General features: G+C 61.3%; 8 protein-coding genes. 5 read left to right on the plus strand and 3 right to left on the minus strand.

The genetic code is table 11. The features are described 5' to 3' along the window. Positions 1–34: 34 nt before the first annotated feature. The gene (gene glnE, locus AB4O23_RS01745) at positions 35–2,974 is read right to left on the minus strand and encodes a bifunctional [glutamate--ammonia ligase]-adenylyl-L-tyrosine phosphorylase/[glutamate--ammonia-ligase] adenylyltransferase (RefSeq protein ID WP_460061920.1); all 2,940 of its coding nucleotides are present in this window, start codon (positions 2,972–2,974) and stop codon (positions 35–37) included. A gap of 383 nt (positions 2,975–3,357) precedes the next feature. On the opposite strand from glnE, the gene aceE reads away from it, so the two are divergent. The 4 genes from aceE (at position 3,358) to msrA (ending at position 11,377) form a co-directional block, all read left to right on the plus strand. Continuing rightward, the gene (gene aceE / locus AB4O23_RS01750) at positions 3,358–6,003 is read left to right on the plus strand and encodes a pyruvate dehydrogenase (acetyl-transferring), homodimeric type (RefSeq protein ID WP_017526477.1); all 2,646 of its coding nucleotides are present in this window, start codon (positions 3,358–3,360) and stop codon (positions 6,001–6,003) included. Between the two features lie 10 nt (positions 6,004–6,013). After that, the gene (gene aceF, locus AB4O23_RS01755; RefSeq protein WP_460061923.1) at positions 6,014–7,660 is read left to right on the plus strand and encodes a dihydrolipoyllysine-residue acetyltransferase; all 1,647 of its coding nucleotides are present in this window, start codon (positions 6,014–6,016) and stop codon (positions 7,658–7,660) included. A gap of 302 nt (positions 7,661–7,962) precedes the next feature. Beyond that, positions 7,963–10,656 carry a putative bifunctional diguanylate cyclase/phosphodiesterase gene (locus AB4O23_RS01760; RefSeq protein ID WP_065879467.1) on the plus strand — a complete coding sequence of 898 codons (2,694 nt, stop codon included), beginning with the start codon at positions 7,963–7,965 and terminating at the stop codon, positions 10,654–10,656. Between the two features lie 73 nt (positions 10,657–10,729). Further along, entirely contained in the window at positions 10,730–11,377 is a 648-nt protein-coding gene (gene msrA / locus AB4O23_RS01765; protein ID WP_017526480.1) for a peptide-methionine (S)-S-oxide reductase MsrA, read from the plus strand. Between the two features lie 71 nt (positions 11,378–11,448). On the opposite strand, the gene AB4O23_RS01770 is transcribed toward msrA, so the two are convergent. Then, on the minus strand, positions 11,449–12,285 hold the full coding sequence (locus AB4O23_RS01770; protein WP_017526481.1) for a 23S rRNA (adenine(2030)-N(6))-methyltransferase RlmJ: 837 nt from the start codon (positions 12,283–12,285) through the stop codon (positions 11,449–11,451). A 173-nt stretch (positions 12,286–12,458) separates the two neighbouring features. On the opposite strand from AB4O23_RS01770, the gene AB4O23_RS01775 reads away from it, so the two are divergent. Then, a complete protein-coding gene (locus AB4O23_RS01775) occupies positions 12,459–13,736 on the plus strand; it encodes an aminotransferase class V-fold PLP-dependent enzyme (protein WP_116078985.1) in 1,278 nt (425 codons plus the stop codon). Here AB4O23_RS01775 and AB4O23_RS01780 read toward each other — a convergent pair. After that, positions 13,722–14,447, minus strand: coding sequence for a DUF4123 domain-containing protein (locus tag AB4O23_RS01780; protein ID WP_460061930.1), 726 nt, complete (start codon positions 14,445–14,447; stop codon positions 13,722–13,724). The genes AB4O23_RS01775 and AB4O23_RS01780 overlap by 15 nt on opposite strands. Positions 14,448–14,465: the final 18 nt, after the last annotated feature.

Consider the following 14,465-nt stretch of genomic DNA (forward strand, 5'->3'; position numbering starts at 1 on the left):
GGGGAGGCTTATGCCTCCCCGCCCTAATAGTGTTTCAGCTCAACCCCAGCTCCTGCCAGATACGCATCACTTGCCGCCGCTCATCGGCGAACTGATCCCCGGCCACCGTACCGGCCTCGTTTTGCAAGGCCTGGCGATGCGCGGCGGAACGGTAGGCCTTATACACCTCGCGCAGCAGATGGGCATCGGCGGCGGGCATCAGCCCCACCTGCTCCAGGCCTTCCAGAATGCGGATATTGTCGGTATAGCGCAGCAACGATGGATGTTGCGCAGACCACGCCAAAGCCGCGTATTGCACCATAAATTCAATATCGACGATACCTCCGGCGTCCTGCTTGAGGTCGAACGCCACCGTGGCTTCGAAGGCATTGGCGCCGGTACCGGCCAGCGTGGCCTTGGTACCCAGGTTATCGCGCATCTTGGCACGCATCTCACTGACTTCCTGGCGCAGCTTGGCAAGGTCCCGTTCACGCCCCAACACTTTAGCCCGTACCTGCTCGAACGCACGGCCCACATCCTGGCTGCCCACCAACACCCTTGCGCGGATCAAGGCCTGATGTTCCCAGGTCCAGGCTTCATTTTCTTGATAGCGATCAAACGCACCGAGGGAACTCACCAACAAACCGGATGCCCCCGACGGTCGCAGGCGCATGTCCACTTCGTACAACTGGCCGGAGTTGGTCTGGGTGGTGAGCAGGTGAATGATGCGCTGGCCCAGGCGCGTGAAGAACTGCGCGCCATCGATCGGCTTGGCGCCATCGGTTTCGGCCTGAGGGTCGCCGTCGTGGATAAACACCAGGTCCAGGTCCGAACCATGCCCCAGTTCAATGCCGCCGACTTTCCCATAACCGACAATGATGAACCCAGGATCGCACAGGGTGCCGTCCAGCCGCTGCGGCGAGCCGTGGCGCGCCACGGTCTGGCGCCAGGCCAGGGCCAGCACTTGTTCGAGGATGGCTTCGGCGAGCCAGGTCAGGTAGTCGCTGACTTTCATCAACGGCAGGCTGCCGGCGATTTCCGAGGCCGCCACGCGCAGGCGGTGAGCGAGCTTGAAGTGACGCAGGGCTTCCATCTGCTGCTCAAGGTCGTCCTCGGGGATGCGCGTGAGGCGCTCGCGCAGTTCGGCGGCCAATTCCGGCGCCAGCGGCGGCTTGAACAGCCGGCCCTCGTTAAGCAACTCGTCCAACAACAGCGGGAAACGGGTGATCTGCTCGGCGATCCACGGGCTGGCGGCGCACAGGGTCAACAGGCGGCGCAGGGCGTCGGGGTTTTCGGTGAGCAGCACCAGATAAGCGGAACGACGGGCGACGGCCTCGACCAACGGCAACACGCGCTCCAGCACCAGGTCCGGGTTGGCGTGTTCGACGGCCTGGGCGAGCAGGCGCGGGATAAACGCATCCAGCCGCTCGCGACCGAGGCGCTGCATGGCGCGCAATTGCGGGCTGCCGCGCAAACTGGCGAGAGCCTTGAGGGCCTTGGGCGCGTCGGTAAAACCGCCTTCAGCCAATTGGCGGCAGGCGGCGTCTTCATCCTGGGATTCCTCCCACAGTGGCAACCATTCACCGCCCACCACCAGTTCGCTTTCGGCGCCGTCTTCTTCATCCGGGTCGGCGATCACTTGGCGAAAGTGCCAATCCACCCGACCACGCCAATACATCAGGCGCTCATGGAACGCGGCCCAGTCGGCAAAGCCCAGCATGAAGGCCATGCGCGCCTGGTCCTGCGGGTTGTCCGGGAGCATTTGTGTCTGCCGGTCGGCAATCGCCTGGATCGCGTGTTCGGTGTAGCGCAGAAATTCATAGCCGTTGCGCAACTCGGCGATCACCGCCGCCGGCAAGTAGCCCTGCCCCTCCAGGGTGCCGAGCACTTTGAGCAACGGTCGCTGTTGCAGGCTCAGGTCGCGGCCGCCGTGGATCAGTTGGAACGCCTGGGCGATAAATTCCACTTCGCGGATGCCGCCCGAGCCCAGCTTGATGTTGTCGGCCATGCCTTTGCGCCGCACTTCCTGCTGGATCAGCTGCTTCATGGTGCGCAGCGCTTCGATGGCAGAGAAGTCCAAGTAACGGCGGTAGACGAAAGGCCGCAGCATCTCCAGCAATTGCGCACCGGCCACCTGGTCGCCGGCAACTACCCGCGCCTTGATCATGGCGTAGCGTTCCCAGTCGCGGCCCTGGTCCTGGTAGTACTGCTCCAGCGCGTTGAAACTGAGCACCAACGCGCCGGCCGAACCATAGGGACGCAAGCGCATATCGACGCGGAACACAAAGCCGTCGACGGTCATCGGGTCCAGCGCCTTGATCAGTTTTTGACCCAGGCGGATGAAAAACTCCTGGTTATCCAGGGCGCGCTTCACGCCCACTGTTTCGCCGCCCTCGGGGTAGGCGAAAATCAGGTCGATATCGGACGAGAGGTTCAACTCCACCGCGCCGAGCTTGCCCATGCCGAGGATGACCATGTGCTGCGGCTCGCCGCTGCGCCGGCCCGTCGGCGTGCCGAACTGTGCGCAGTGGCGCTGGTAGAGCCACTGGTAGGCCTGGTCGATGCTGGCGTCAGCCATGTCGGAAAGGTCACGACAGGTTTGCACCAGGTCCGCCTGGCGGGTGAGGTCGCGCCAGATGATGCGCACTTGCTGGCGGGTACGTTGACGACGCAACAGGCAGCCCAGTTCATCTTCTGTTTCAGCCTGTTGCACGGCGCCGGCGATCTGACCGCACAGCTCGCCTGGGGCGAAGCCACGGTCCAGCTCGCCCCAGGCGGCCAGCTCGAGCAACATCAAAGGGTCACGAACACTCTGTTCAATAACGAAATCACTGGCGGCGCAGACGCGGGCAAAATCGGCCCACCGTTGCGAGGTCCACGTAGAAAGGCCATGATCGTCGTCCAGCGTGGCCACCGCGTCACGAAATGACTGCTCGGCGCGCTGGGCAATCGGAAGAAGAAGGGTGGGCAATTCGGCCAGCGTTGGCAGGCTCATGGTCTATCCTCCATCGGCGCGTAAATGGCTTGTAGTTGTGAAGGCAAGCACCACGCCCGATGGAGGACTGTCGAACAAAGGTTATAAATAGCTGAAAATTCATAATTTTTGGCAGGCAACATTAAACTCATACCTTTTCTTGTTCGCAAAAGATCAACAATAACGATTATGCTCACCAGCCAGACCGAGCAATCCGCTCAGTCTTGTGTAGTTTTACTACTCGTATATACATTCGAAAGGCTGAAATGGCCGACGATTTGTAGTAAAACTACAGGACGCCGAAGCAACCTTCGGCCATCCAAGAATTTATGTCGTCTGCCCACAAGGCCAGTCGCAAACTTCAGGCAACCGATTCTGGTAGCCTTTCCGCCCTGGAGCAAGCCATGCAAGACCTCGATCCCGTCGAAACCCAGGAATGGCTGGACGCCCTGGAATCGGTTCTCGACAAAGAAGGCGAAGACCGTGCTCACTATCTGATGACCCGTATGGGCGAACTCGCGACCCGCAGCGGCTCGCAACTGCCTTACGCCATCACCACGCCATACCGCAACACCATCCCCGTTACCCACGAAGCACGCATGCCTGGCGACCTGTTCATGGAACGCCGCATTCGCTCGCTGGTACGTTGGAACGCCATGGCGATGGTAATGCGCACGAACTTGAAAGATTCGGACCTGGGCGGTCACATCTCCAGCTTCGCTTCCAGCGCAACCCTGTATGACATCGGTTTCAACTACTTCTTCCAGGCCCCGACCGACGAACACGGCGGTGACCTGATCTACTTCCAGGGCCACACCTCGCCAGGCGTCTACGCTCGTGCGTTCATGGAAGGTCGCATCAGCGAAGAACAAATGAACAACTTCCGCCAGGAAGTCGACGGTCAGGGCCTGTCGTCCTACCCGCACCCTTGGCTGATGCCTGATTTCTGGCAGTTCCCGACCGTTTCCATGGGTCTGGGCCCCATTCAAGCGATCTACCAGGCACGCTTCATGAAGTACCTGGAAGCCCGTGGCTTCATCCCTGAAGGCAAGCAGAAAGTCTGGTGCTTCCTGGGCGATGGCGAATGCGACGAGCCTGAATCCCTGGGCGCTATCTCCCTGGCCGGCCGCGAGAAGCTGGACAACCTGATCTTCGTCATCAACTGCAACCTGCAGCGCCTCGACGGCCCGGTTCGCGGCAACGGCAAGATCATCCAGGAACTCGAAGGCGTGTTCCGTGGTGCTCAGTGGAACGTGACCAAAGTCATCTGGGGCCGTTTCTGGGACCCACTGCTGGCCAAGGACGTCGACGGCATCCTGCAACGCCGCATGGACGAAGTCATCGACGGCGAATACCAGAACTACAAAGCCAAAGACGGCGCGTTCGTGCGCGAGCACTTCTTCAACACGCCTGAACTCAAGGCGATGGTTGCCGACCTGTCCGACGACGAGATCTGGAAGCTCAACCGTGGCGGCCACGACCCGTACAAGGTCTATGCGGCTTACCACGAAGCGGTCAACCACAAAGAACAACCGACCGTCATCCTGGCCAAGACCATCAAGGGTTATGGCACCGGTGCCGGCGAAGCGAAAAACACTGCGCACAACACCAAGAAAGTCGATGTCGACAGCCTGAAGTTGTTCCGCGACCGCTTCGACATCCCGGTCAAGGATGAAGAGCTGGAAAACCTGCCGTTCTTCAAGCCGGAGCCAAACAGCGCCGAAGCCCGCTACCTGGCCGAGCGCCGCTCCGCGCTGGGTGGTTTCGTGCCACAGCGCCGCGCCAACAGCTTTGCCGTACCAACCCCGGACCTGAGCACGCTCAAGGCAATCCTGGACGGTTCGGGCGACCGTGAAATCTCCACCACCATGGCCTTCGTGCGGATCCTCGCGCAGTTGGTCAAGGACAAGGACATCGGCCCGCGCATCGTCCCGATCATCCCGGACGAAGCCCGTACCTTCGGCATGGAAGGCATGTTCCGTCAGTTGGGCATCTACTCCTCCGTCGGCCAGCTCTACGAGCCAGTCGATAAAGACCAGGTGATGTTCTACAAGGAAGACAAAAAGGGCCAGATCCTCGAAGAAGGCATCAACGAAGCGGGCGCCATGAGCTCCTTCATCGCTGCCGGTACTTCGTACTCCAGCCACAACCAGCCGATGCTGCCGTTCTACATCTTCTATTCGATGTTCGGCTTCCAGCGTATTGGCGACCTGGCTTGGGCAGCAGGCGACAGCCGTACCCGTGGTTTCCTGATCGGCGGTACCGCCGGCCGCACCACGCTGAACGGCGAAGGCCTGCAACACGAAGACGGTCACAGCCACATCCTGGCTGCCACCATCCCGAACTGCCGCACCTTTGATCCAACCTACGGCTACGAGCTGGCGGTGATCATCCAGGACGGCATGAAGAAGATGACCGAAGAGCAGCAGGACGTTTTCTACTACATCACCGTGATGAACGAGTCCTACCAGCAGCCAGCCATGCCGGCCGGCGTGGAAGAAGGCATCATCAAGGGCATGTACCTGCTCGAAGAAGACACCAAGGAAGCGGCGCACCACGTGCAACTGATGGGCTCCGGCACCATCCTGCGTGAAGTGCGTGAAGCGGCGAAGATCCTGCGTGACGAATTCAACGTCGGCGCCGACGTGTGGAGCGTTACCAGCTTCAACGAACTGCGTCGCGACGGCCTGGCCGTGGAGCGCAGCAACCGCCTGCACCCTGGCCAGAAGCCAGCCAAGAGCTATGTCGAAGAGTGCCTGGCCGGCCGTAAAGGTCCAGTCATTGCCTCTACCGACTACATGAAACTGTTTGCCGAACAAATTCGCCAGTGGGTCCCGTCCAAGGAATTCAAAGTCCTGGGCACCGACGGTTTCGGTCGCAGTGACAGCCGCAAGAAGCTGCGTCACTTCTTCGAAGTCGACCGTCACTTCGTGGTGTTGGCAGCCCTGGAAGCCTTGGCTGACCGTGGTGAGATCGAACCCAAGGTGGTGGCTGACGCCATCGTCAAGTTCGGGATCAACCCGGAAAAACGCAACCCACTGGACTGCTGAGGAGATTTTTGTGAGCGAACTCATTCGCGTACCTGACATCGGCAGCGGTGAAGGTGAAGTAATCGAGCTGTTTGTGAAGGTCGGCGACAAAGTCGAAGCCGACCAGAGCATCCTGACCCTGGAGTCGGACAAGGCGAGCATGGAAATCCCTGCTCCCAAGGCCGGCGTGGTCAAGAGCCTGAAAGTGAAGCTGGGCGACCGCCTGAAAGAAGGCGACGAACTGCTGGAACTGGAAATCGAAGGCGCCGCCGACGCGGCGGCACCTGCTGCCGCTGCCGCACCTGCACCTGCACCTGCCGCTGAAAAGCCTGCCGCTGCTGCCGAGGCTGCCCCAGCCCCGGCCGCCGCACCTGCCGCCGCCACCGTGCAGGATATTCACGTGCCGGACATCGGTTCGTCGGGCAAGGCCAAGATCATCGAGTTGCTGGTCAAGGTGGGCGACACCGTCGAAGCCGATCAGTCGCTGATCACTTTGGAGTCCGACAAAGCCTCCATGGAAATCCCATCGCCGGCTGCCGGCGTGGTGGAGAGCATCGCGGTCAAGCTGGAAGACGAAGTCGGCACCGGTGACTTCATCCTCAAGCTGAAAGTACAAGGCGCTGCGCCTGCTGCCGCGCCAGCACCTGCCGCTGCTCCGGCAACTGCAAAAGCTGAAGCCGCACCGGCCGCCGCACCTGCACCTGCCACAAAAGCCGAGGCCGCACCGGCCCCTGCTGCTGCCGCGCCTGCGCCTAGCGGTGCCAAGGTTCACGCCGGCCCGGCTGTACGTCAACTGGCCCGTGAATTCGGCGTCGAGCTGAACGCTGTGTCGGCCACTGGCCCGCACGGTCGCGTGCTGAAGGAAGACGTGCAGGTTTACGTCAAAGCCATGATGCAGAAGGCCAAGGAAGCTCCGGCTGCCGGCGCTGCAACGGGCGGCGCGGGCATTCCACCGATTCCGGTGGTGGACTTCAGCCGCTTCGGCGAAACCGAAGAAGTGCCGATGACCCGCCTGATGCAAATCGGCGCGTCGAGCCTGCACCGCAGCTGGCTGAACATTCCGCACGTGACTCAGTTCGACCAGGCCGACATCACCGACCTGGAAGCTTTCCGCGTCGCGCAGAAAGCCGTGGCCGAAAAAGCCGGCGTGAAACTGACCGTGCTGCCATTGCTGCTCAAGGCCTGTGCGCACCTGCTCAAGGAGCTGCCGGACTTCAACAGCTCGCTGGCGCCAAGCGGCAAGGCGATCATTCGCAAGAAGTACGTCCACATTGGTTTTGCCGTCGATACCCCGGATGGCCTGCTGGTACCGGTCATCAAGAACGTCGATCAGAAGAGCCTGCTGCAGCTTGCCGCTGAGGCCGCTGCCCTGGCTGCCAAGGCGCGCGACAAGAAGCTGACCGCAGACGACATGCAAGGCGCTTGCTTCACCATCTCCAGCCTCGGTCACATTGGCGGCACTGGCTTCACGCCAATCGTCAACGCGCCGGAAGTGGCGATCCTGGGTGTGTCCAAGGCCACTATCCAGCCAGTCTGGGACGGTAAAGCGTTCCAGCCGAAGCTGATGCTGCCGCTGTCGCTGTCCTACGATCACCGTGTGATCAACGGCGCGGCCGCTGCACGCTTTACCCAGCGTCTGAGCCAGTTGCTGAACGACATCCGCACGATCCTGCTGTAAGCCGCAGCGGCCTCCCCGTAACCGGGGAGGCCTGCTTGCAACGATTTCCGAGCGCCACGCTCGTACCTCAACCCCGTCAATTTGGCGGGGCTTTTTTTGCTTTTCTATACAGACAGGACAGGGTTGTACACCTTCTGTCATTCCGACTGAAGAATTCCCCCGTCCGGCCGATACCCCCCTTATAGCACTTAGCCTTCATCCTCTCTTGTCAGCCCGCGCTGCATGATGCAACCTTGCCGCAGGCAGCAGAAAAGAGGGCGTGAGCCCGGCGCCGTGCGCGTTACTTCAAGTGAGTTCCCCCCATGAAAAGCCAACCCGATGTCGCCCGTATGGCGGCCGAGGTAGTGACGCAGTTACCGGTGCCTTCGCGCCTCGGTATGCTGCGTTTCGAGCGGCTTAATGAGGCAAGCTGGGCCCTGCTGTACCTCGACCCCAACTGCGAGCGCCAATTCGGCCTGTCGGCGGTCGAGCTGTGCGCCCTGATCGGCACACCCTACGCCAGCCTGATGGAACCCCAGGCGCGCTATCAACTGCACGACACCATTCAACAGCAACTGAGCCAAAGCCCGCATTACCTGGTGCGCTACACCTTGCACACCAACGACGGCCCCCTGAGCCTGCTCGAAATGGGCGAGGCCTATAAACAACACAATCGCCATCTGCTGCGCGGCTACCTGATGGTGGTCGACGGCCTGTTCAGCGAAATCCCCTTGCCTGCCCCGACGCAGGACCTGGAAAGCCAGAACAACCGCCTGCAGATCGCCCTCGAACTCAACCAGCGTGCCCAGCAGGAGCAGCTGCAGCATCTGGAACGGGTGCGCGCCCAGCAAGAGTTGATCCTGCTGCTGGCCCGCCAGCGTTACACCGCCAACAACTCGCTGCAGGAAGCCGCCGAGCTGATCACCCGTAGCGCCTGCGATATCTACCAGATCGATTGCGCAAGCCTCTGGAATCTCGAAGGCCAGCGCCTGACGCCGATTTCGGCCTATCACCGCGCCGACCAGCAGTACCATCTGCCGGACCCCATTGATGCCGGCTGCTTCCCGGATTATCTGGAAGCCTTGCACACCAGCCGCGCCATCGACGCCAACAATGCCATGCGCGACCCGCGCACCCGTGAGATGGCCGAGAACCTGCGCGCCAAAGACATCCACGCCATGCTGGATGCGAGCATCCGCGTCGATGGCCAGGTGGTCGGCGTGCTATGCCTGGAACAAGGCGGCAGCTCGCGCGTGTGGCAGGCCGATGAGATTGCCTTCGCCGGTGAGTTGGCCGACCAGTTCGCGCAAGTGATCAACAACCACAACCGCCGCACCGCCACCAGCGCCCTGCATCTGTTCCAGCGCGCGGTGGAGCAAAGCGCCAACGCGTTTTTGCTGGTCAACTGCGACGGCGTTGTGGAGTACGTCAACCCAAGTTTTACCGCGATCACCCAGTACAGCGCCGAAGAAGTCCACGGCCATCGCCTGGCGCAATTACCCGCGCTGGAGAACCTCAGCGAGTTGCTGTTTGACGCGCCGTCGAGCCTGGCCAAAAGCAACAGTTGGCAGGGTGAATTCAAAAGCCGGCGTAAAAACCTCGAACCCTACTGGGGCCAGCTGTCGATCTCCAAGGTGTATGGCGACAACCGTGAGCTGACGCACTACATCGGTATCTACGAAGACATCACCCAGACCAAGCTGGCCCAGCAGCGCATCGAGCGCCTGGCCTATACCGACAACCTGACCAACCTGGGCAACCGCCCGGCGTTTATCCGCAACCTCGACGAGCGCTTTGCCCGCGACAGTGACACCCCGATCAGCCTGCTGCTGGTGGACATCGACAACTTCAAGCGCATCAACGACAGCCTCGGCCACCAGACCGGCGACAAGCTGCTGATCAGCCTGGCCCGGCGCCTGCGCAACAGCCTGAGTACCGGCGGCAGCCTGGCGCGCTTTGCCAGCAACGAGTTTGCGGTACTGCTCGACGACACCGACCTGGAAAGCGGCCAGCAGGTCGCCAGCCAGTTGCTGGCAACCCTGGATAAACCGATGTTCGTCGACAACCAATTGATCAGCGTCACCGGTTCCGTGGGCCTGGCATGCGCCCCCCTGCATGGCCGCGACCCGCAAACCCTGATGCGTAACGCCGGCCTGGCGCTGCACAAAGCCAAGGCCAACGGCAAACACCAGGTACAAGTGTTCACCGAAGCGCTGAACGCCGAGGCCAGCTACAAGCTGTTCGTAGAGAACAACCTGCGTCGCGCCTTGACCCAGAACGAGCTGGACGTGTTCTACCAGCCCAAGCTATGCCTGCGCAGCGGTCGCTTGCTGGGCATGGAAGCGCTGCTGCGCTGGAACCATCCGGAAAAGGGCATGATCCGTCCTGACCAGTTCATCAGCGTGGCCGAAGAGACCGGCTTGATCATCCCCATCGGCAAATGGATCGCGCGCCAGGCCTGCCGCATGAGCAAGCGTCTGAGCGCCGCCGGCATGGGCAACCTGCAGGTGGCAATCAACCTGTCGCCCAAGCAGTTCTCCGACCCGGACCTGGTGGCCTCGATTGCCGCCATCCTCAAGGAAGAAGACCTGCCCGCCAACCTGCTGGAACTGGAACTCACCGAAGGCCTGCTGCTGGAAGCCACCGAGGACACACGCCTGCAACTGGACCAACTCAAGAGCTTCGGCCTGACCCTGGCCATGGACGACTTCGGTACCGGTTACTCGTCACTGAGCTACTTGAAAAAATTCCCCATCGACATCATCAAGATCGATCGCAGCTTTATCCACGAGATCCCGGACAACCAGGACGACATGGAAATCACCTCGGCCGTGATCGCCATGGCCCACAACCTCAAGCTCAAGGTTGTGGCCGAAGGCATCGAGACCGCCGAGCAACTGGCGTTCCTGCGACGGCACCGCTGCGACGTGGGCCAGGGCTACCTGTTCGACCGGCCAATCCCCGGCGCAGAGCTGTTGACGATGCTCAAACGCTACCCGCGCGGGCCAATCGCCTGACAGCGCTGTAACACTCGGGCACACTGGCTGTCTGAATCCTTACCGCTAACTCAACCTGACGAGAGGACTGATCATGGTCTTGCGCTCGGAAATTCTGGTGAACAAAAACGTGCTGCCTACTCAAGAACAAGCGTTGCCTGGCCGTGAAACCCCGATGAACCTGCCCGAGACACACTTCGTCAACGGCAACCCACTGCTCGGCCCGTTCATTGACGATGTCGGTTTTGCGATCTTCGGCCTGGGATGTTTCTGGGGTGCGGAACGCAAGTTCTGGCAGCGCGACGGCGTGGTCAGCACCGTGGTGGGTTACGCCGGCGGCTTCACGCCGAACCCGACCTACGAAGAAGTCTGCTCCGGCCTGACCGGCCACAGCGAAGTGGTGCTGGTGGTGTATGACCAGGCCAAAGTGAGATACGAAGACCTGCTGAAGATGTTCTGGGAATTGCACAACCCGACCCAGGGCATGCGCCAGGGCAACGATATCGGCAGCCAGTACCGCTCGGTGATTTATGCGACCACCCCGGAACAACTGGCGGCGGCGAAGGCCAGTGCCGAGGCGTATCAGCAAGAACTGAGCAAGGCCGGCCTGGGTGAAATCACCACCGAAATCGACGAAGCCCCAACCGTGTACTTCGCCGAGGCGTACCACCAGCAGTACCTGGCGAAGAATCCGCAGGGGTATTGCGGGATCGGCGGCACCGGCGTGACCTGCCCGATCTAAAGGCCAACACAGATCAACATGTGGGAGGGGCGCCCTCCCACATTGGGTCCTGTGCCTGGCTTTAGAGCAGGTTACTCAGCGATCAGCCAATCCATCTGCCACCCACCCTGGGTCTGGCCAAGTTTCTTGGACAGCCACGGCAGCAGCTCGCGCAATTCCTCTTCCAAGCCCCACGGCGGGTTGGCAATCGCCAGGCCCGAGCCGGTCAGGGTGTTGGGCGTGTCCAGGGGATGCACCAGCAATTCCACGCGCAACAGCTTCGGCGCGCCAGTGCCGGCCAGGTCCTGGTAGAAGCGACGCAGCATGCGCTGGTCCTTCACCGGGTACCAGATGGCCGCGACGGTCTGGCGCATGCGGCTGACCGCTTCCTTGAGGGAGGCAGCGCACCGCTGCATCTCATCGAGTTTCTCGAAGGGCGGGTCGATGAGCATCAATGCGCGTTTTTCCGGCACCGGCAACAAGGCGCGCGGTACATGCCAGCCTTCGCCCAGGTGCACTTTGACGCGGCGATCACCTTTCATGTTGTCCTTGAGCAGCACGCCGTCTTCGGGGTGTTTCTCATTGAGCAAAACCCGATCCTGCGGGCGCGTAAGGCGCCGTGCCAGTTCCGGCGAGCCCGGGTAGTAACGCAACTGGCCATCCGGGTTCATCTCTTGCAGCACGCGCATGTAGTCGGCGGTCAGTGACGGCAGGTCGTCCTCGCCCCACAGACGCGCGATGCCTTCCAGGTATTCACCCGTGCGGTTGGCCTGGTCGCCCTGCAGGTCATACAGACCGATCCCGGCATGGGTATCGAGGTAGGCGAACGGCTGTTCCTTGCGCGACATCAGGGCAATGAGGCGGGTCAAGGTCAGGTGTTTGAAGACATCGGCGTGGTTGCCGGCGTGAAAGGCGTGACGATAATTCATGGTTGCTCCTGCGCAGGGGGCGAAGTTTACCTTCTACACGGGCAAAGGTGCAGGGCTGCGTGTCGGGCGGTGCTTATGCCGTAAATACAGGAGGCAGGCCAAAAAAATCTAAACGGCCGTATCACGGTGGACTTATTGTGGCGATCCATTCTCCAGGGAGGTCAATAACAATCATGAAAGACGCCACCATCGCGCTGCACCATGGCTTTAAGTCGGACCCCACCACCAAGGCCGTCGCTGTGCCGATCTACCAGAATGTCGCCTTCGAATTCGATAACGCCCAGCATGGCGCCGACCTGTTCAACCTGGATGTGCCCGGCAACATCTACACGCGGATCATGAACCCCACCAACGATGTGCTGGAGCAACGCCTCGCCGCCCTCGAAGGCGGTATCGCCGCGCTGGCGGTGTCGGCCGGCAGCGCCGCGATCCACTACGCGATCCAGACCCTCACCCGGGCCGGCGACAATATCGTCACCACCCCGCAGCTCTACGGCGGTACCTACACCCTGTTCGCCCACCTGCTGCCGAGCTTTGGCGTCGATGTGCGCTTCGCCCGAGACGACTCTGCCCAAGCCATCGCCGAGCTGATCGACGACAACACCAAGCTGGTGTACTGCGAAAGCATCGGCAACCCGGCGGGCAATATCATCGACATCCAGGCACTGGCAGACGTCGCCCATGCCCGTGGCGTGCCACTGGTGGTGGATAACACCGTGGCCACGCCGATCCTGTGTAAGCCGATCCAATTCGGCGCCGACATCGTTGTGCACTCAATCACTAAATACATTGGCGGCCATGGCAACTCCCTGGGCGGCGTGATCGTCGACAGCGGCACCTTCCCCTGGACCCAATATCCGGAAAAATTCCCCGGCCTCAACAACCCCGAGCCGGCCTATCACGGCGTGATCTATACCGAAAAATTCGGTCCAGCAGCCTTTATCGCCCGCGCCCGCACTGTGCCGCTGCGCAATACCGGCGCGGCGCTGGCGCCGATGAATGCGTTTTTGCTGCTGCAAGGCCTGGAAACCCTGGCTCTGCGCATGGAGCGCCACACCGAAAACGCCCTGAAGATCGCGCAGTTCCTACAAGGCCATGCGGCAGTGGAATGGGTCAGCTATGCCGGGCTACCCGATCACCCACACCACGCCCTGGCGCAAAAATACATGCAAGGCAAACCGTCGGCGATCCTGTCTTTCGGCTTGAAGGGCGGCTTCGATGCCGGCGTGCGCTTCTACGACTCGCTGCAAATCTTCAAGCGCCTGGTCAACATTGGTGACGCCAAATCCCTGGCCTGCCACCCCGCCTCCACCACCCATCGGCAGATGAACGAGCAAGAACAGGCCAAGGCCGGCGTGAAGCCGGAGATGATCCGCCTCTCTGTGGGCATCGAGGCGATTGAAGACCTGATCGACGACTTGCAGCAGGCCTTGGGCTCAAGCCGAGTCTGACGCCAGGGCGCTGGCCAGTGCGTCATAGCTGATATCCGCACCCCGCGCAAAGTAGGCGACCTTGTGCCGCAAGGTCGCCGGCGGGAAGACGGTGTACAGGTCCGGGCGCTGTTCTTCGAGCCGTTGCAGCAGGTTGTCGATCAGGGTTTGCGGTGACTGCTCTGCCAAATGTTTGAGCACGGGCGCAGGCACTCGCCACCACGGGCTGGCTTTAGCCTCGGTCATCGGCCCCGGCGCAACCGTCAGCGGCTGGCCATTAATCAGGTAACGCTGGAACACCGGCAATACCGTTGACGCCGCGTCGCCCAACGCCTGCAACATCGGTAGAAATTGGGCGCCATCCCAGAAGCGCAGAAACACTTCCTGATGATCGGGCAGGTAGACCTTGGTCAAGCCTTGCAGATGCGCAACCACGGTTTGCAACGAGCTGGAGGACACCGCCAGCCAGCCCCAGTCCGTGGATTCGGTGGTCGCTATCCAGTCGAGAAAAGGACTGTCGGGCTCGATGATTGCGACATAGGGCATCACCTCACTCCACTCGGCGTAGGCTGTGCCGGCCCAGATGGGTTGGGGCGGCATGCCGGCAGCGGTGCTTCGCCAGGCGTCGAGAGGTTTGGCGTCACTGGCATTGCTGAGGACGACGAAGAAGCGCTCGCCTGATTCGAGTAGGTGGTGGGCTAGCCAAGTCCGAGGTGCTAGCTGCTTAAGCATTCGAGATAATCCTTTGCA

It is taken from the genome of Pseudomonas sp. H2_A10 (assembly GCF_054680085.1).